At 57.2% G+C, this 16,486-nt stretch carries 16 protein-coding genes; 13 read left to right on the top strand and 3 right to left on the bottom strand.

The window, feature by feature from the left end; all coding sequences use genetic code 11:
* Positions 1–1,479: a dipeptide permease DtpD gene (gene dtpD, locus PGR23_RS09775; protein ID WP_213797407.1), complete on the bottom strand. Its 1,479-nt coding sequence runs from the start codon at positions 1,477–1,479 to the stop codon at positions 1–3.
* Between the two features lie 268 nt (positions 1,480–1,747).
* On the opposite strand from dtpD, the gene ybgI reads away from it, so the two are divergent.
* The 8 genes from ybgI (at position 1,748) to nei (ending at position 8,074) form a co-directional block, all read left to right on the top strand.
* Positions 1,748–2,491 (top strand): radiation resistance protein YbgI, encoded by a 744-nt coding sequence (gene ybgI / locus PGR23_RS09770; RefSeq protein ID WP_396279831.1) that lies wholly within the window; start codon positions 1,748–1,750, stop codon positions 2,489–2,491.
* A 14-nt stretch (positions 2,492–2,505) separates the two neighbouring features.
* Positions 2,506–3,162, top strand: a complete 657-nt coding sequence (pxpB, locus tag PGR23_RS09765; RefSeq protein ID WP_063414786.1) for a 5-oxoprolinase subunit PxpB — start codon at positions 2,506–2,508, stop codon at positions 3,160–3,162.
* On the top strand, positions 3,156–4,088 hold the full coding sequence (gene pxpC / locus PGR23_RS09760) for a 5-oxoprolinase subunit PxpC (RefSeq protein WP_213797409.1): 933 nt from the start codon (positions 3,156–3,158) through the stop codon (positions 4,086–4,088). The genes pxpB and pxpC overlap by 7 nt, the downstream gene beginning before the upstream one ends.
* Positions 4,078–4,821: a 5-oxoprolinase subunit PxpA gene (gene pxpA, locus PGR23_RS09755; RefSeq protein ID WP_320482276.1), complete on the top strand. Its 744-nt coding sequence runs from the start codon at positions 4,078–4,080 to the stop codon at positions 4,819–4,821. Before pxpC ends, pxpA begins: the two co-directional genes overlap by 11 nt.
* Before the next feature lie 74 nt (positions 4,822–4,895).
* Positions 4,896–5,621, top strand: a complete 726-nt coding sequence (locus PGR23_RS09750) for a DUF969 domain-containing protein (protein ID WP_047049229.1) — start codon at positions 4,896–4,898, stop codon at positions 5,619–5,621.
* The gene (locus PGR23_RS09745; protein WP_047049226.1) at positions 5,618–6,613 is read left to right on the top strand and encodes a DUF979 domain-containing protein; all 996 of its coding nucleotides are present in this window, start codon (positions 5,618–5,620) and stop codon (positions 6,611–6,613) included. Before PGR23_RS09750 ends, PGR23_RS09745 begins: the two co-directional genes overlap by 4 nt.
* Positions 6,614–6,622: 9 nt before the next feature.
* Positions 6,623–7,267, top strand: coding sequence for a pyroglutamyl-peptidase I (gene pcp, locus PGR23_RS09740; RefSeq protein ID WP_396279830.1), 645 nt, complete (start codon positions 6,623–6,625; stop codon positions 7,265–7,267).
* A 15-nt stretch (positions 7,268–7,282) separates the two neighbouring features.
* On the top strand, positions 7,283–8,074 hold the full coding sequence (gene nei / locus PGR23_RS09735; protein ID WP_396279829.1) for an endonuclease VIII: 792 nt from the start codon (positions 7,283–7,285) through the stop codon (positions 8,072–8,074).
* Positions 8,075–8,173: 99 nt separating this feature from the next.
* Here nei and gltA read toward each other — a convergent pair whose 3' ends face one another.
* Positions 8,174–9,457, bottom strand: coding sequence for a citrate synthase (gltA, locus tag PGR23_RS09730; protein ID WP_015367676.1), 1,284 nt, complete (start codon positions 9,455–9,457; stop codon positions 8,174–8,176).
* A gap of 183 nt (positions 9,458–9,640) precedes the next feature.
* A complete protein-coding gene (locus PGR23_RS09725; RefSeq protein ID WP_418268990.1) occupies positions 9,641–9,772 on the bottom strand; it encodes a hypothetical protein in 132 nt (43 codons plus the stop codon).
* A 324-nt stretch (positions 9,773–10,096) separates the two neighbouring features.
* On the opposite strand from PGR23_RS09725, the gene sdhC reads away from it, so the two are divergent.
* The 5 genes from sdhC (at position 10,097) to sucA (ending at position 16,486) form a co-directional block, all read left to right on the top strand.
* Positions 10,097–10,501: a succinate dehydrogenase cytochrome b556 subunit gene (gene sdhC / locus PGR23_RS09720; RefSeq protein WP_020079340.1), complete on the top strand. Its 405-nt coding sequence runs from the start codon at positions 10,097–10,099 to the stop codon at positions 10,499–10,501.
* Positions 10,495–10,842: a succinate dehydrogenase membrane anchor subunit gene (sdhD, locus tag PGR23_RS09715; RefSeq protein WP_015367674.1), complete on the top strand. Its 348-nt coding sequence runs from the start codon at positions 10,495–10,497 to the stop codon at positions 10,840–10,842. The genes sdhC and sdhD overlap by 7 nt, the downstream gene beginning before the upstream one ends.
* Positions 10,842–12,608 (top strand): succinate dehydrogenase flavoprotein subunit, encoded by a 1,767-nt coding sequence (sdhA, locus tag PGR23_RS09710; protein WP_032707635.1) that lies wholly within the window; start codon positions 10,842–10,844, stop codon positions 12,606–12,608. The genes sdhD and sdhA overlap by 1 nt, the downstream gene beginning before the upstream one ends.
* 15 nt (positions 12,609–12,623) lie before the next feature.
* Positions 12,624–13,340 (top strand): succinate dehydrogenase iron-sulfur subunit SdhB, encoded by a 717-nt coding sequence (gene sdhB / locus PGR23_RS09705; protein WP_020079339.1) that lies wholly within the window; start codon positions 12,624–12,626, stop codon positions 13,338–13,340.
* 338 nt (positions 13,341–13,678) lie between these two features.
* On the top strand, positions 13,679–16,486 hold the full coding sequence (gene sucA, locus PGR23_RS09700) for a 2-oxoglutarate dehydrogenase E1 component (RefSeq protein WP_047049217.1): 2,808 nt from the start codon (positions 13,679–13,681) through the stop codon (positions 16,484–16,486).

The raw sequence follows: 16,486 nt of genomic DNA, 5'->3' as shown, positions 1-16,486 counted from the left end.
TTATTCTACCGCCAGTTGGCGGGTTTTGACCTTCACGGAGTGATACAGCCAGATGACCAGCACCAGGCCGACGCAGACCAGCGCGCCCCAGGTGATCTGGCTGAAGACGTCGATATAGGCTTCAATCGAATAGTTAACCGCGCCGGCGGCATCAAACGACGCCTGCGACGTCTGGTCGGCGATGACGCCGGCCAGATAGTTGGCGATCGCCCCGGAAAGCAGCATATAGATACCGGTCAGCACTCCGGTGACGCCGGGGATTTCGATACGGGTGATTTGCGACATCGCTACCGGATCGATAAACAGTTCGGCGAAACCCATCACCGCCAGCCCCAGTACCATTAGCGGCATGGAGGAGTGGCCATACGCGGCCGACCAGCGGGCGCTTAAGGTCAGAATGCAGAAGCCAGCGCTCATTAGCCCGAGACCGAGGGCGAATTTTCCCCAGATACGCACGGTGCGGTTGCCCTTGATGTTTTCTTTGACCAGCCATGCCAGCACCATACCGCAGAGCATCACCGCAAAGGCGTTAACCGACTGGAACATCGCGGTTGGTACTTCATAGCTCATGACGTGGCGGTTCACGAAACGGTCGATATACAGGCTGATGGAGCTGCCGCCCTGCTGGGCGAAGGCCCAGAACAGCAGGCTAAAACCGGTGAGGACGATAATCAGGCGCAGCTCTTTACGCTGTTTGTCGTTCTCCGCGCGCAGATAAATGCGCGCCAGTACCGCCAGGCCAATCACCGTCGCGACGATCAGCGCATACACCGACCACTCCTGCCAGAACAAGACGGTAATCAGCAGCGGCGTCGCCACCAGCAAAACCAGCAGCCAGCCCCAGTTTGGCAGGACAAAGGTCCGCGCGCGCAGCGCCTCGCGGTTAACGCCGGTGGTATGGCGGAAGTGGCGACCGCCGCAGAGGAAAATCACCAGTCCGGCAATCATGCCGACTGCCGCCAGCGCAAAGCCCATCGCCCAGCTGTACTCTTCCTGCACGTAGCCGCAGGCGATAGGCGCGATGATCGAACCAATATTCCCCGCGGCGTACATCAGCGAGAAGCCGCCATCGCGGCGCGGATCGGTCGGCTCGTACAGTTCGCCAAGCAGGCAGCTAACGTTGGATTTAAACAGTCCGTAACCGCAAACGATAATCGCCAGCGACAGATACAGGAAGGTGGGAGCGACTTCGCTGGCGCCGAGCACCAGGTGACCGATAGCCATGAGTAGCGCGCCGAGCATCACCGCCATGCGGTTGCCGAGCAGTTTGTCGGCGAGGAAGCCGCCGAGAATAGGGGTGACGTAGACCAGGGAGCAGTAGGCGCTAAACAGGGTGTAGGCGTGGTTATCGTCGTACTTGAGCTGGTTGGTGAGGTACAGGATTAACAGCGCCCGCATGCCGTAAAAACTGAAGTATTCCCAAATTTGCAGCGCAACGACGTAATAAATCGCCCGTGGCTGTGAAGTTTGTCTGTTCATGTAACGTTCATTTCCTGGCCGTAAAACGAAAGTCGATCTTTCTGCATGAATAGCGTTTGTCTGGTGTTATTCATGGCCTAAATGGCTTTCTGGTTATTTAATATGCTTTATAAGTGCATAAATATACACTAATGCGCGGTGAGGGGAAGAGGCAATTTGGGCGATTACGCGAATGGCTGAAATGGACCCTTTGGCGTCGCTATCGACGACTCGGGCGGATGTGGTTATGTTATAGGTTTGTGCAAACTGATTTTCTGATGGAGCGGCAATGAAAAATAGCGAACTGGAACAATTAATTAACGAAAAACTGAATAGCGCGGCCATCAGTGATTACGCCCCGAACGGCCTGCAGGTGGAAGGGCGGGAGACGGTGCGGAAAATCGTCACCGGCGTGACCGCCAGCCAGGCGCTACTTGATGAAGCCGTTCGTCTGCAGGCGGATGCGGTGATTGTGCATCACGGTTACTTCTGGAAAGGCGAGTCGCCGGTGATCCGCGGCATGAAGCGCAATCGGCTGAAAACGCTGCTGGCCAACGATATCAACCTTTATGGCTGGCATTTACCGCTGGATGCGCATCCGGAACTGGGCAATAACGCCCAGCTGGCGCAGCTGCTGGGGATCAATGTAATGGGGGAAATCGAACCATTGGTGCCGTGGGGCGAGCTTTCTATGCCGGTATCCGGGCTGGAACTGGCATCGTGGATTGAAGCGCGATTAGTGCGTAAACCGCTGTGGTGCGGCGATACCGGGCCGGACAAAGTTACCCGCGTCGCCTGGTGTACCGGCGGCGGCCAGAGCTTTATCGATAGCGCGGCCCGCTTTGGCGTCGATGCCTTTATTACCGGCGAAGTGTCTGAGCAGACGATTCATTCCGCCCGTGAGCAGGGGTTGCATTTTTATGCCGCCGGCCATCATGCCACCGAGCGCGGTGGTATTCGCGCCCTGAGCGAGTGGCTGACGGAAAATACTGACCTGGACGTCACCTTTATTGATATCCCTAACCCGGCCTGATGAGAGAGAAAAAAGTGCAGCGAGCGCGTTGTTATCTATTAGGTGAAACGGCGGTGGTCCTGGAGCTTGAGCCTCCGGTGACCCTGGAGAGCCAAAAACGTATCTGGGGCCTGACGCAGCGGTTGACCGATCGCGAAGAGGTGGTTGAAGTGATTCCGGGGATGAACAACATCACCGTTGTGCTGCGTCGTCCGCAGGAGATGGCGTGGGAGGCGATTGACAAGCTGCAGCGCTGGTGGGAAGAGAGCGATGCGCTGGAGCCGGAATCCCGCGAGATAAGTATCCCGGTTATCTACGGCGGCGAGGCGGGGCCAGACCTTGGCGATGTCGCGCGCCATAGCGGGTTGAGCGAAAAGCAGGTGGTCGAACTGCACTCTTCGGTGGAGTACATGGTGTGGTTTCTGGGTTTCCAGCCGGGGTTTCCGTACTTTGGCGGCCTGCCGGAGCTGCTGGCGATGCCGCGTCGCGCCGAGCCGCGCGTGCTGGTACCGGCGGGATCGGTTGGTATCGGCGGATCGCAAACCGGTATCTATCCGCTGGCGACGCCGGGCGGCTGGCAGCTGCTGGGTCGCACGCCGCTGGCATTATTCGATCCAAAACGTGAAGAGCCGGTGCTGCTACGTTCTGGCGATCGCGTGCGCTTTGTGCCGCAGAAGGAGGGGGTATGTTGAAATTTATCCGCGCCGGCATGTACACCTCGGTCCAGGATGGCGGCCGGGAAGGCCAGCGCCAGTGGGGGATTAGCCGCTGCGGCGCGCTGGATAAACCGGCAATGACCATTGCCAATCTGCTGGTGGGCAATGCGCCGGAGACGGCGGCGCTGGAAATTACGCTGGGTCAGGTCGATGTACAGTTTACCCGCCATTGCTGGTTCGCGTTGACCGGAGCCGCCTGTGAAGCGACGCTCGACGGCGCGCCGGTCTGGTTGGGCTGGCGAATGGAAGCGAAGGCCGGGCAGCGGCTGGTGTTGAAAACTCCGCAGCATGGGATCCGCAGCTACCTGGCGGTGGCGGGCGGTATCGACGTGCCTGAAGTTTTAGGTTCCCGCTCTACCGATCTGAAAGTCGGTATCGGCGGAATCGAAGGGCGCCGGTTGCAGGATGGCGATCAATTGAAGATTGGGAAATCCTCCCGCCGCTTTAGCGCCTCGCGCGGCGTTAAACAGCTACCGACCGGTAATATCATTCGCGCGCTGCCGGGGCCGGAGTATCACGAATTCGACAGCGTGTCGCAGGAGTCTTTCTGGCGTTCGCCGTGGCGCCTTAGCCCGCAGAGCAACCGGATGGGCTACCGCCTGCAGGGCCAGCCGCTCAAACGCACAACCGACCGGGAAATGCTCTCCCATGGCCTGCTGCCCGGGGTGGTACAGGTGCCGCATAACGGCCAGCCGATTGTGTTGATGAACGATGCGCAGACCACCGGCGGCTATCCGCGTATAGCCTGCATTATTGAAGCCGATATGTACCAACTGGCGCAAATTCCGCTGGGTCAGCCGATCCATTTCGTCCCCTGTTCGCTGGAAGAAGCGCTGAAAGCGCGCGCCGACCAGCAGCGTTACCTTGAACAACTGGCCTGGAGATTAAGCGATGAAAATTGATTTAAATGCCGACCTCGGCGAAGGCTGCGCCAGCGATAGCGCGCTGCTGCAGCTGGTCTCTTCCGCCAATATCGCCTGCGGCTTTCACGCCGGTGATGCGCTGCTCATGCAGCAGTGCGTGCGCGAGGCGCTGAAAAACGGCGTTGCTATTGGCGCGCACCCAAGCTTCCCGGACCGGGAAAATTTCGGCCGCACCGCGATGCAGTTACCGCCAGAGACGGTCTACGCCCAGGTGCTGTACCAAATTGGCGCGCTGGCGGCGATTGTACATGCCCAGGGCGGCGAGCTGCGGCACGTCAAACCGCACGGCATGTTGTACAACCAGGCGGCGAAAGAGCCACCGCTGGCCGATGCCATCGCTCGCGCGGTGCGCGATGCCGACGCCGGGCTGGTGCTGGTCGGGCTGGCGGGGAGCGAGCTTATCCGCGCCGGACAGCGCTATCAGCTGACGACGCGCCAGGAAGTCTTCGCCGATCGCGGTTATCTCGCTGACGGTAGCCTGGTGCCGCGCAGCCAGCCGGGCGCGCTGATTGAGAGCGAAGAACAGGCGTTGGCGCAAACGCTGGAAATGGTGCAGCACAACCGGGTGCGCAGCCTGGGCGGCGAATGGGCGCATGTGAAGGCGGAAACGGTCTGCCTGCATGGCGATGGCGCTCATGCGCTCGATTTCGCCCGACGCTTGCGCGCTGCTTTCGCAGGGCGCAATATCGACGTCAGCGCGGACATTGATTAATAGTCCGCCTTAGTATTATTAATAATAATTAAATCAAATAACTAACAACACTCACAACTCAACAGGACGTTATTATGCAAGAGGTGATATCCCTCTGGCCGCTGATCGGCATTGCCGTGATTGTGGTCGGTTTTCTATTACGCTTTAACCCGGTGCTGGTGGTGATTATCTCCGGGATCGTCACCGGCGTGGCGGCGCATATGCCAATAGCCACTATTCTGGAGAAACTGGGCGAGGGCTTCCTCAATACCCGTAATCTGCCGTTTATTCTGCTGTTGCCGCTGGCGGTGATCGGGCTGCTGGAGCGCCATGGTCTGAAAGAGCGGGCGCAGGCGTGGATCGCGAAGATCCATAGCGCGACCGCCGGACGTCTGCTGATCGTCTATCTGTTTGTGCGCGAAGCCACCGCCGCCCTGGGCTTGACCAGCCTCGGCGGACATCCGCAAATGGTGCGCCCGCTGCTGGCGCCAATGGCGGAGGGGGCGGCGGAAAAGCGCTTTGGCCCGCTGCCGGGTCATGTGCGCTACCGCCTGCGCGCGATGTCGGCGGCGACCGATAACGTCGGCCTGTTTTTCGGTGAAGATATTTTTGTCGCCTTTGGCGCGATCATCTTCATGCACAACTTTATGCTGGAGTCGGGCGGGATCCAGACGGAACCGTTGCATATTGCCCTGTGGGGGATCCCGACGGCGATCTGCGCCTTCCTGATCCACGCCGCGCGCCTGTGGCGCCTCGATCGCCATCTCCAGCGCGAGCTGGACCGGGTTAACGCCGGGCAGGCGAAAGGCGGTGCGGCATGAACTTCCAACAAACGTATTTATATTGGCTGGCCGGCGCGGTACTGCTGGTCGTGGCTATCATGTCCTGGCGCGACAAAAGCAATCCGCGGCGCCTGACAACCGGCCTGTTCTGGGGCCTGTACGGGCTGGTGTTCTTGCTCGGCGACTGGACGTATCAACTGGTGGGCGATAAGCGTACGGTGAATATCGCCGTCGGCGGGGTGGTGGTGGTACTGGCGCTGATCGCTGGCTTTGGCGGTGTGCGCCTCGGCAGCTACCATCAGCGTACCCAGGAAGAGAAAACCGCCAGCGCGAAACGCCTCGGCAACAAACTTTTCTATCCGGCGCTGGCGATTCCGGTCGTCACCGTCATTGGCGTACTGCTGTTTAACAATCTGCCTTCATGGCAGGTGGCGCTCTTCGGGCCGGGCAACCACGCGACGCTGATTACCCTGTTCTCGATGACCGTCGGTACGCTGATTGGCCTGGCGATGGCGATTCGTATGACCCATGAAACGGTGGCGCAGCCGATGCAGGAAGCGCGCCGTTTGCTGGATTCCGTCGGCTGGGCCTTTATCCTGCCGCAAATCCTCGCGGTGCTGGGGCTGCTATTTACCGCGGCGGGCGTCGGAACCAGCATTTCATGGCTGACCGAGCACTATCTGGCGGTAGATAACCGCTTTATCGCCGTGGCCGTGTACGCCATCGGCATGGCGGTGTTGACGATGGTGATGGGCAACGCCTTTGCCGCTTTCCCGATCGTGACCGCCGGGGTTGGCATTCCGATTTTAGTCCTGCAGCATGGCGGCAATCCGGCGGTAATGGCGGCGATTGGTATGTTTTCCGGCTACTGCGGCACGCTGATGACGCCGATGGCGGCGAACTTTAATATCGTACCGGCGGCGCTGCTGGAACTGCCGGATAAAAACGCGGTGATTAAAGCCCAGGTACCGACCGGTATCCTGCTGCTGATCGTCAACGTATTCTTACTCTATTTCCTGATGTTCCTGTAAGGAGGGATGATGGCTGGCGTATTAATTACCGGTTTTGAGCCGTTCGGCGGCGAAACGGTTAATCCTTCATGGGAAGTGGTTAAGCAGCTTGATGGCGTGATTATTCGCGGGCAGCAGGTGGTGGCTAAACAGTTACCCTGCGTGTTCGGCGAGGCGCTAACGGTGCTGAACGCCGCGCTTGAAACCTATCAACCGCAGCTAACGATTGCCGTCGGGCAGGCCGGCGGCCGTGTCGATATTACCGTCGAACGTGTGGCTATCAACGTCGATGATGCGCGGATCCCCGACAATAAAGGCCAGCAGCCGATCGATGAGCCGATCGTCGCAAACGGTCCCGCGGCCTTCTTCAGCACGCTACCGATCAAAGCGATCGTTAACATGCTGCGCCAGCAGGGGATCCCGGCCTCGGTGTCGCAAACCGCGGGCACTTTTGTCTGCAATCACGTGATGTATGGTTTGCTGCATCAGTTGCAGGGAAAAAGCGGGCAGAAGGGCGGTTTTATCCATATTCCGTATCTGCCTGAACAGGCGGCGGCCCACCCTGGCGAGGCGAGTATGTCGGTCGCGACGGTACGCGCGGCGCTGGAAACGGCAATTGCCGTCGCTCTTGAACAGAATGACGATGTCAAAATTGGCGGCGGCGCCACGCACTAACAAAAGGACGAAACTATGCCTGAAGGCCCGGAGATCCGCCGCGCGGCGGATACCCTGGAGGCGGCTATCAAAGGCGAACCGTTAACCGAAGCCTGGTTCGCCTTTCCACAGTTGCAACCTTATCAAAATCAGCTAATTGGCCAGCGGGTGACCCATATCGCCACCCGCGGCAAGGCCCTGTTAACCCACTTCTCCGGCGGATTGACGCTGTATAGCCATAACCAGCTGTATGGCGTCTGGCGCGTGGTGGATGCCGGCGTTGAGCCGCAATCGAAGCGCGTGCTGCGCGTCAGGTTACAGACCGCACGCAAGGCGATTTTGCTCTATAGCGCCTCTGAGATTGAGATACTGACGGCGCAACAGCTGGCCCATCATCCGTTTTTACAACGGGTCGGGCCGGATGTGCTGGATATGACGTTAACCGCCGGGCAGGTCAGAGAGCGGCTGCTGTCGGCGAAATTCCGCAATCGCCAGTTTTCCGGCCTGTTGCTGGACCAGGCGTTTCTCGCCGGGCTTGGTAACTATTTGCGGGTAGAGATCCTGTGGCAGGTGGGGCTGACCGGGCAGCATAAAGCCGCCGAGCTCAATGAAACGCAGCTCGATGCGCTGGCGCACGCGCTGCTGGATATCCCGCGCCTTTCTTACCGTACCCGCGGCCAGGTGGATGAAAACAAACATCATGGCGCGCTGTTCCGCTTTAAGGTCTTTCATCGCGAGGGCGAGGCCTGCGAACGCTGCGGCAGTATCATTGAGAAAACGATGCTGTCATCGCGACCCTTTTACTGGTGCCCTGGCTGCCAGCACTAATGCCAGTTGTTGAGCGATTCAAATTTATTTGCACGTTTAAATAAAAAAAATCGGGGAAGATCCCCGATTTTTTTATTGCTAACCCCGACAGGGTTAAAATTACTTCTTGAGATCGGACTTGAAATCACGCTTCTGGTAGCCGGTATACAGCTGACGCGGACGGGCAATTTTCATACCGTCGCTGTGCATTTCGTTCCAGTGGGCAATCCAGCCGACGGTACGCGCCATCGCAAAGATGACGGTAAACATCGAGGATGGAATACCCATCGCTTTCAGGATGATGCCGGAGTAGAAATCGACGTTCGGATACAGTTTCTTCTCGATGAAGTACGGGTCGTTGAGCGCGATGTGCTCAAGTTCCATCGCCACTTCCAGCAGATCGTCCTTGGTGCCCAGCTCTTTCAGCACTTCGTGGCAGGTTTCACGCATTACGGTGGCGCGCGGATCGTAGTTCTTGTACACGCGATGGCCGAAGCCCATCAGGCGGAAAGAGTCATTCTTGTCTTTCGCGCGGCGCACGAATTCCGGAATGTGTTCAACGGAGCTGATCTCTTCCAGCATTTTCAGTGCGGCTTCGTTGGCGCCGCCGTGCGCCGGTCCCCACAGGGAGGCGATACCCGCAGCGATACAGGCGAACGGGTTAGCGCCGGAAGAGCCTGCGGTACGGACGGTAGAGGTTGATGCGTTCTGTTCGTGGTCAGCGTGCAGGATCAGGATACGGTCCATCGCGCGTTCCAGCACCGGGTTAACCTCATAGGTTTCACACGGCGTGGAGAACATCATATTCAGGAAGTTACCCGCGTAGGAGAGATCGTTGCGCGGATACACGAAAGGCTGGCCGATAGAATACTTGTAACACATCGCTGCCATGGTCGGCATTTTGGACAGCAGACGATAAGCGGCGATTTCCCGGTGGCGCGGATTATTCACGTCCAGGGAGTCGTGATAGAACGCCGCCAGCGCGCCGGTAATACCGCACATCACCGCCATCGGGTGAGAGTCGCGGCGGAACGCGTGGAACAGACGGGTAATCTGTTCGTGGATCATGGTGTGGCGGGTAACGGTAGTTTTGAATTCGTCGTACTGCTGTTGGGTCGGTTTTTCGCCGTTCAACAGGATGTAGCACACTTCAAGATAATTTGACTCGGTAGCCAGCTGATCGATTGGGAAACCGCGGTGCAGCAGGATCCCCTCATCGCCGTCGATAAAAGTAATTTTAGATTCACACGAGGCTGTTGAAGTGAAACCGGGGTCGAAGGTGAAGACACCTTTTGAACCAAGACTACGAATATCAATAACATCCTGACCGAGCGTGCCTTTTAGCACATCAAGTTCAATAGCAGTGTCACCACCCAGGGTGATTTTTGCTTTAGCATCAGACATTTATGGTCTCCTTAGCGCCTTTTATTGCTTAAGACTGCCGGGTGGTGGATTTGCATTCGGCCCGAACCTGACTACGTTACCAGATTGTTATGTTGCTCACAGCTCTGTGTCGCGAAAATTGCAGGGTACAGAGCGCAGGCGCTTGATGGTACGTCTTCAGCCCGGGAGTGAAACGGCAGCAAATCAGCGTTTTAGCAGCCCGAATATTAAAACCTGTATACCACTAATAACTGTCCTGATTACATCGGTCAATACCATCACACTGTTACATAACTTATTCTCAGGTGAAAGAGTGACCCCATAACTTTTGGGCATTATTGCATTAATCTAGTAATGGTTGTAACAAGAATGTTTAATATTTGTCAAATCAGGTGATTAAAATTTAAAATAATGTTGTAATCGTGACCTTGATCACTGTTCCGGACAAAACCCGACAAACTATATGTAGGTTAATTGTAATGATTTTGTGAACGGCCTATACTGCCGCCAGGTCTCCGGAACACCCTGCAATCCCGAGCCACCCAGCGTTGTTTGGTCACGCTTTTACTCCTGGAAAGGGGTTTTAACATGACTTCTGGTTATAGAAAGGACGCTGTCTGACCCGCAAGCAGACCGGAGGAAGGAAACAATAAGAACAGCATGTGGGCGTTATTCATGGTAAGAAATGTGAAAAAACAAAGACCTGTCAATCTGGATCTACAAACGATTCGATTCCCAATCACGGCGATAGCGTCCATTCTCCATCGCGTATCCGGTGTGATCACTTTTGTGGCGGTCGGTATTCTGCTTTGGTTGCTGGGCACCAGCCTTTCCTCTCCGGAGGGCTTCCTGACGGCCGCTTCCATCATGAATAGCTTCTTCGTGAAGTTCATCATGTGGGGCATCCTCACCGCGCTGGCTTACCACGCCGTTGTCGGTATCCGCCATCTGCTGATGGACTTTGGCTATCTGGAAGAAACCCTCGAAGCAGGGACACGCTCCGCCAAAATTTCTTTTGTTATTACTGTCGTGCTTTCACTTCTCGCAGGAGTCCTCGTATGGTAAGCAACGCCTCAGCACTGGGACGCAACGGCGTACATGACTTTATTCTGGTCCGTGCTACCGCCATCGTTCTGACCCTCTACATCATCTACATGGTTGGCTTCTTCGCCACCTCCGGTGAGATCTCCTGGGAAATCTGGACCGGATTCTTCTCCTCCGCGTTCACCAAAGTCTTTACCCTGCTGGCTCTCGTTTCCATCCTGATTCACGCCTGGATCGGTATGTGGCAGGTGTTGACGGACTACGTTAAACCACTGGCCGTGCGCTTAGTTCTGCAACTGATTATCGTTGTGGCGCTGGTGGCTTACGTTCTTTATGGATTTGTTGTGGTGTGGGGTGTGTAATGAAATTGCCAGTCAGAGAATTTGATGCAGTTGTAATTGGTGCCGGCGGCGCAGGTATGCGCGCGGCGCTGCAGATTTCCCAGAGCGGACAGACCTGTGCGCTGCTCTCTAAAGTTTTCCCTACCCGTTCCCATACCGTTTCCGCGCAGGGTGGCATCACCGTCGCGCTCGGTAATACCCATGAAGATAACTGGGAATGGCACATGTACGACACCGTAAAAGGGTCGGACTATATCGGCGACCAGGACGCCATCGAATATATGTGTAAGACCGGCCCGGAAGCGATTCTTGAGCTGGAACATATGGGCCTGCCGTTCTCCCGTCTTGATGACGGCCGTATTTATCAGCGTCCGTTTGGCGGCCAGTCGAAAAACTTCGGCGGCGAGCAGGCGGCACGCACCGCGGCGGCGGCCGACCGTACCGGTCACGCGCTGCTGCACACCCTGTATCAACAGAACCTGAAAAACCACACCACTATCTTCTCCGAATGGTATGCCCTCGATCTGGTGAAAAACCAGGACGGCGCGGTGGTTGGTTGTACCGCATTGTGCATCGAAACCGGCGAAGTGGTGTACTTCAAAGCCCGCGCTACCGTGCTGGCGACCGGCGGCGCAGGCCGTATTTATCAATCCACCACCAACGCCCACATCAACACCGGCGACGGCGTCGGTATGGCTCTGCGCGCGGGCGTTCCGGTGCAGGATATGGAAATGTGGCAGTTCCACCCGACCGGTATCGCCGGGGCAGGGGTGCTGGTCACCGAAGGTTGCCGCGGCGAAGGCGGTTACCTGCTGAACAAACACGGCGAGCGCTTCATGGAGCGTTATGCGCCGAACGCGAAAGACCTGGCGGGTCGTGACGTGGTGGCGCGTTCCATCATGATCGAAATCCGCGAAGGCCGCGGCTGCGATGGTCCGTGGGGCCCGCACGCTAAGCTGAAACTGGATCACCTGGGTAAAGAAGTGCTGGAATCCCGTCTGCCGGGCATTCTTGAACTGTCTCGTACCTTTGCCCACGTTGACCCGGTTAAAGAACCGATTCCGGTTATCCCAACCTGCCACTACATGATGGGCGGTATTCCGACCAAAGTAACTGGCCAGGCGCTGACCGTGAACGAGAAGGGCGAAGATGTGGTGATCCCGGGCCTGTTCGCCGTTGGCGAAATCGCCTGCGTATCGGTACACGGCGCCAACCGTCTGGGCGGCAACTCGCTGCTGGACCTGGTGGTCTTCGGCCGCGCGGCGGGTCTGCATCTGCAGGAATCCATCGCCGAGCAGGGCGCGCTGCGCGCTGCCAGCGAGTCCGATGTCGAAGCTTCCCTGGACCGCCTCAACCGTTGGAACAACACCCGTTCCGGCGAAGACCCGGTCGCTATCCGCAAAGCGCTGCAGGAATGTATGCAGCATAACTTCTCGGTCTTCCGTGAAGGCGATGCGATGCATAAAGGTCTGGAACAGCTGAAAGAGATCCGCGAGCGTCTGAAAAATGCGCGCCTGGACGACACTTCCAGCGAGTTCAACACCCAGCGCGTTGAGTGCCTGGAGCTGGATAACCTGATGGAAACCGCGTATTCCACGGCGGTATCCGCTAACTTCCGTACCGAAAGCCGCGGCGCGCATAGCCGCTTCGACTTCCCGGAACGTGATGATGAAAACTGGCTGTGCCATTCCCTGTATCTGCCAGAGTCGGAATCCATGACGCGTCGAGCGGTCAACATGGAACCGAAACTGCGTCCGGCATTCCCGCCGAAGATTCGTACTTATTAATGCGGAGACAGGAATATGAAACTCGAGTTTTCAATTTATCGCTATAACCCGGATGTTGACGACGCTCCGCATATGCAGGATTACACCCTCGACGCGGAAGAAGGTCGCGACATGATGCTGCTGGATGCGCTTATCCAGCTGAAAGAAAAAGATCCGTCGCTGTCGTTCCGCCGCTCCTGTCGTGAAGGGGTGTGCGGTTCCGATGGTCTGAACATGAACGGTAAAAATGGTCTGGCGTGCATCACGCCGATCTCCGCGCTGAATCAGCCGGGTAAGAAAATTGTTATCCGTCCGCTACCTGGATTGCCGGTTATCCGCGATTTGGTGGTAGACATGGGGCAATTCTACGCACAATATGAGAAGATCAAGCCTTACTTATTGAATAATGGGCAAAATCCTCCGGCTCGCGAGCATCTGCAGATGCCTGAGCAGCGCGAGAAACTCGATGGTCTGTACGAGTGTATTCTGTGCGCATGTTGTTCGACCTCTTGCCCGTCGTTCTGGTGGAACCCGGACAAGTTCATCGGCCCGGCAGGCCTTCTGGCCGCGTATCGCTTCCTGATCGACAGCCGCGATACCGAAACCAGCGAGCGTCTGGAAGGTCTGAGCGATGCTTTCAGCGTATTCCGCTGTCACAGCATTATGAACTGCGTCAGTGTTTGTCCTAAGGGATTGAACCCAACGCGCGCCATCGGCCATATTAAGTCGATGCTGTTGCAGCGCAGCGCGTAAGCAACACGGTCTGTCCCGGATGGCGCTTGCGCTTATCCGGGCTACCAAAGCAGTAGCCCCGGCAAGCGTTAGCGCCGCCGGGGGACAGATAGCAGGAAATCTTTAAAAACCGCCAAATATGTACCAGTAATGCGTAGGCCTGATAAGCGAAGCGCCATCAGGCAATAGAGATAGCAGGAAACCTCTAAAAACTGCCCCTGATAGTTAGACAGTTTTTAAAGGTTCCTTAGCGGATAGAAACCACAACTCGTCCGCAACAAGTGAACCCCGGCACGTGCACTCGGTGTGCGTGGTAGTTTCTACGGCGAAATAAGCATAAAAATGCTTAAGGGATCACGATGCAGAACGGCGCAATGAAAGCCTGGCTGGACTCTTCTTACCTCTCTGGTTCGAACCAGAGCTGGATAGAACAGCTCTATGAAGACTTCTTAACCGATCCTGACTCTGTTGACGCCAACTGGCGTTCGATGTTCCAGCAGTTACCTGGCACCGGAGTTAAACCGGATCAATTTCATTCGAAAACACGTGATTATTTCCGTCGACTGGCGAAGGATGCCTCACGTTACACTTCTTCGATATCCGACCCTGATACCAATGTGAAGCAGGTTAAAGTCCTGCAGCTCATCAACGCATACCGCTTCCGCGGTCACCAGCAGGCGAATCTCGATCCGCTGGGACTGTGGCAGCAAGAGAGAGTGGCGGATCTCGATCCGGCTTACCACGATCTCACCGAGGCCGATTTCCAGGAAAGCTATAACGTAGGTTCTTTCGCCATCGGAAAAGACACGATGAAGCTGGGCGACCTGATCGCGGCGCTTAAGCAAACCTACTGCGGCTCCATCGGCGCGGAATACATGCACATCACCTCTACTGAAGAAAAACGCTGGATCCAGCAGCGCATTGAGTCAGTAGCAGGCAAAGCGAGCTTCACCGCGGAAGAGAAAAAGCGCTTCCTGAGCGAACTGACCGCCGCGGAAGGCCTGGAGCGCTACCTCGGCGCCAAATTCCCGGGCGCGAAACGCTTCTCGCTGGAAGGTGGCGATGCGTTAATCCCGATGCTCAAAGAGATCATCCGTCACGCCGGTAAGAGCGGCACCCGTGAAGTGGTGCTGGGCATGGCGCACCGTGGTCGTCTGAACGTACTGGTCAACGTGCTGGGTAAAAAACCGCAGGACCTGTTCGACGAATTCGCGGGCAAACATAAAGAACACCTCGGCACCGGCGACGTGAAGTACCACATGGGCTTCTCTTCCGATATGGAAACCGAAGGCGGTCTGGTTCACCTGGCGCTGGCGTTTAACCCGTCGCACCTGGAAATCGTCAGCCCGGTGGTTATCGGCTCCGTACGCGCCCGTCTGGATCGTCTGGACGAGCCGAGCAGCAACAAAGTTCTGCCAATCACCATCCACGGCGACGCCGCGGTAGCCGGCCAGGGCGTAGTTCAGGAAACCCTGAACATGTCCAAAGCGCGTGGTTACGAAGTGGGCGGTACCGTGCGCATCGTTATCAACAACCAGGTTGGCTTCACCACGTCCAACCCGCTGGATGCGCGTTCTACGCCGTACTGCACCGATATCGGTAAGATGGTTCAGGCACCGATTTTCCACGTTAACGCGGATGACCCGGAAGCGGTCGCTTTTGTTACCCGTCTGGCGCTGGATTTCCGTAATACCTTCAAACGCGATGTCTTCATCGACCTGGTGTGCTACCGCCGTCACGGCCACAACGAAGCCGACGAGCCGAGCGCAACCCAGCCGCTGATGTACCAGAAAATCAAAAAGCATCCGACTCCGCGCAAAATCTATGCTGACAAGCTGGAGCAGGACAAAGTCGCGACGCTGGAAGACGCTACCGAACAGGTTAACCTCTACCGCGATGCGCTGGATGCCGGCGATTGCGTGGTAGAAGAGTGGCGTCCGATGAACATGCACTCCTTTACCTGGTCTCCGTACCTCAACCATGAGTGGGATGAGAGCTACCCGGATAAAGTTGAGCCAAAACGCCTGCAAGAGCTGGCCAAACGCATCAGTACGGTGCCGGAAACCGTTGAGATGCAGTCTCGCGTAGCGAAAATCTACGGCGACCGCCAGCTGATGGCCGCCGGTGAGAAGCCGTTCGACTGGGGCGCGGCGGAAAACCTGGCGTACGCCACCCTGGTTGACGAAGGGATTCCGGTACGTCTGTCCGGCGAAGACTCCGGTCGCGGTACCTTCTTCCACCGTCATGCGGTTATCCATAACCAGAGCAACGGCTCTACCTATACGCCGCTGCAGAACGTACACAACGGCCAGGGCCAGTTCCGCGTCTGGGACTCCGTGCTGTCTGAAGAAGCGGTGCTGGCGTTCGAATACGGTTACGCCACCGCGGAACCACGCACCCTGACCATCTGGGAAGCGCAGTTCGGCGACTTCGCCAACGGCGCGCAGGTCGTTATTGACCAGTTCATCAGCTCCGGCGAGCAGAAATGGGGCCGGATGTGTGGCCTGGTGATGCTGCTGCCGCACGGCTATGAAGGCCAGGGCCCGGAGCACTCCTCCGCGCGTCTGGAACGCTATCTGCAGCTGTGCGCTGAGCAGAACATGCAGGTTTGCGTACCGTCCACTCCGGCACAGGTTTACCACATGCTGCGTCGTCAGGCGCTGCGCGGTATGCGCCGTCCGCTGGTGGTGATGTCGCCGAAATCTCTGCTGCGCCACCCGCTGGCGGTTTCCAGCATGGATGAACTGGCGAACGGCACCTTTATGCCGGCTATCGGCGAAATCGACGAGCTCGATCCGCAAGCCGTGAAACGCGTCGTACTGTGCTCTGGTAAGGTTTACTACGACCTGCTGGAACAGCGCCGTAAAAACGAGCAAAAAGATGTCGCCATCGTGCGTATCGAACAGCTCTATCCGTTCCCGCATCAGGCGGTGCAGGAAGCGCTGAAAGCTTATTCGCACGTCCACGATTTTGTCTGGTGCCAGGAAGAGCCGCTCAACCAGGGCGCATGGTACTGCAGCCAGCACCACCTTCGTGAAGTAGTTCCATTTGGGGCCTCTCTGCGTTATGCAGGCCGCCCGGCCTCCGCCTCTCCGGCGGTAGGGTATATGTCCGTTCACCAGAAACAGCAACAAGATCTGGTCAATGACGCGCTGAACGTCGATTAA

The organism is Klebsiella sp. 141162 (assembly GCF_050600755.1).
In the GTDB taxonomy this organism is placed as follows: domain Bacteria; phylum Pseudomonadota; class Gammaproteobacteria; order Enterobacterales; family Enterobacteriaceae; genus Klebsiella; species Klebsiella aerogenes.
This window is presented reverse-complemented; position numbering and strand designations above follow the sequence as displayed.

What these genes read in the sequence shown, in the direction of transcription:
- PGR23_RS09725 (WP_418268990.1), bottom strand. Translation starts at nt 9,772, where the DNA reads ATGCCCAAAAGTTATGGGGTCACTCTTTCACCTGAGAATAAGTTATGT.
- sdhA (WP_032707635.1), top strand. Translation starts at nt 10,842, where the DNA reads ATGAAATTGCCAGTCAGAGAATTTGATGCAGTTGTAATTGGTGCCGGC.
- PGR23_RS09745 (WP_047049226.1), top strand. Translation starts at nt 5,618, where the DNA reads ATGAACTTCCAACAAACGTATTTATATTGGCTGGCCGGCGCGGTACTG.
- gltA (WP_015367676.1), bottom strand. Translation starts at nt 9,457, where the DNA reads ATGTCTGATGCTAAAGCAAAAATCACCCTGGGTGGTGACACTGCTATT.
- ybgI (WP_396279831.1), top strand. Translation starts at nt 1,748, where the DNA reads ATGAAAAATAGCGAACTGGAACAATTAATTAACGAAAAACTGAATAGC.
- pcp (WP_396279830.1), top strand. Translation starts at nt 6,623, where the DNA reads ATGGCTGGCGTATTAATTACCGGTTTTGAGCCGTTCGGCGGCGAAACG.
- pxpA (WP_320482276.1), top strand. Translation starts at nt 4,078, where the DNA reads ATGAAAATTGATTTAAATGCCGACCTCGGCGAAGGCTGCGCCAGCGAT.
- sdhB (WP_020079339.1), top strand. Translation starts at nt 12,624, where the DNA reads ATGAAACTCGAGTTTTCAATTTATCGCTATAACCCGGATGTTGACGAC.
- pxpC (WP_213797409.1), top strand. Translation starts at nt 3,156, where the DNA reads ATGTTGAAATTTATCCGCGCCGGCATGTACACCTCGGTCCAGGATGGC.
- sdhD (WP_015367674.1), top strand. Translation starts at nt 10,495, where the DNA reads ATGGTAAGCAACGCCTCAGCACTGGGACGCAACGGCGTACATGACTTT.
- sucA (WP_047049217.1), top strand. Translation starts at nt 13,679, where the DNA reads ATGCAGAACGGCGCAATGAAAGCCTGGCTGGACTCTTCTTACCTCTCT.
- nei (WP_396279829.1), top strand. Translation starts at nt 7,283, where the DNA reads ATGCCTGAAGGCCCGGAGATCCGCCGCGCGGCGGATACCCTGGAGGCG.
- dtpD (WP_213797407.1), bottom strand. Translation starts at nt 1,479, where the DNA reads ATGAACAGACAAACTTCACAGCCACGGGCGATTTATTACGTCGTTGCG.
- PGR23_RS09750 (WP_047049229.1), top strand. Translation starts at nt 4,896, where the DNA reads ATGCAAGAGGTGATATCCCTCTGGCCGCTGATCGGCATTGCCGTGATT.
- sdhC (WP_020079340.1), top strand. Translation starts at nt 10,097, where the DNA reads ATGTGGGCGTTATTCATGGTAAGAAATGTGAAAAAACAAAGACCTGTC.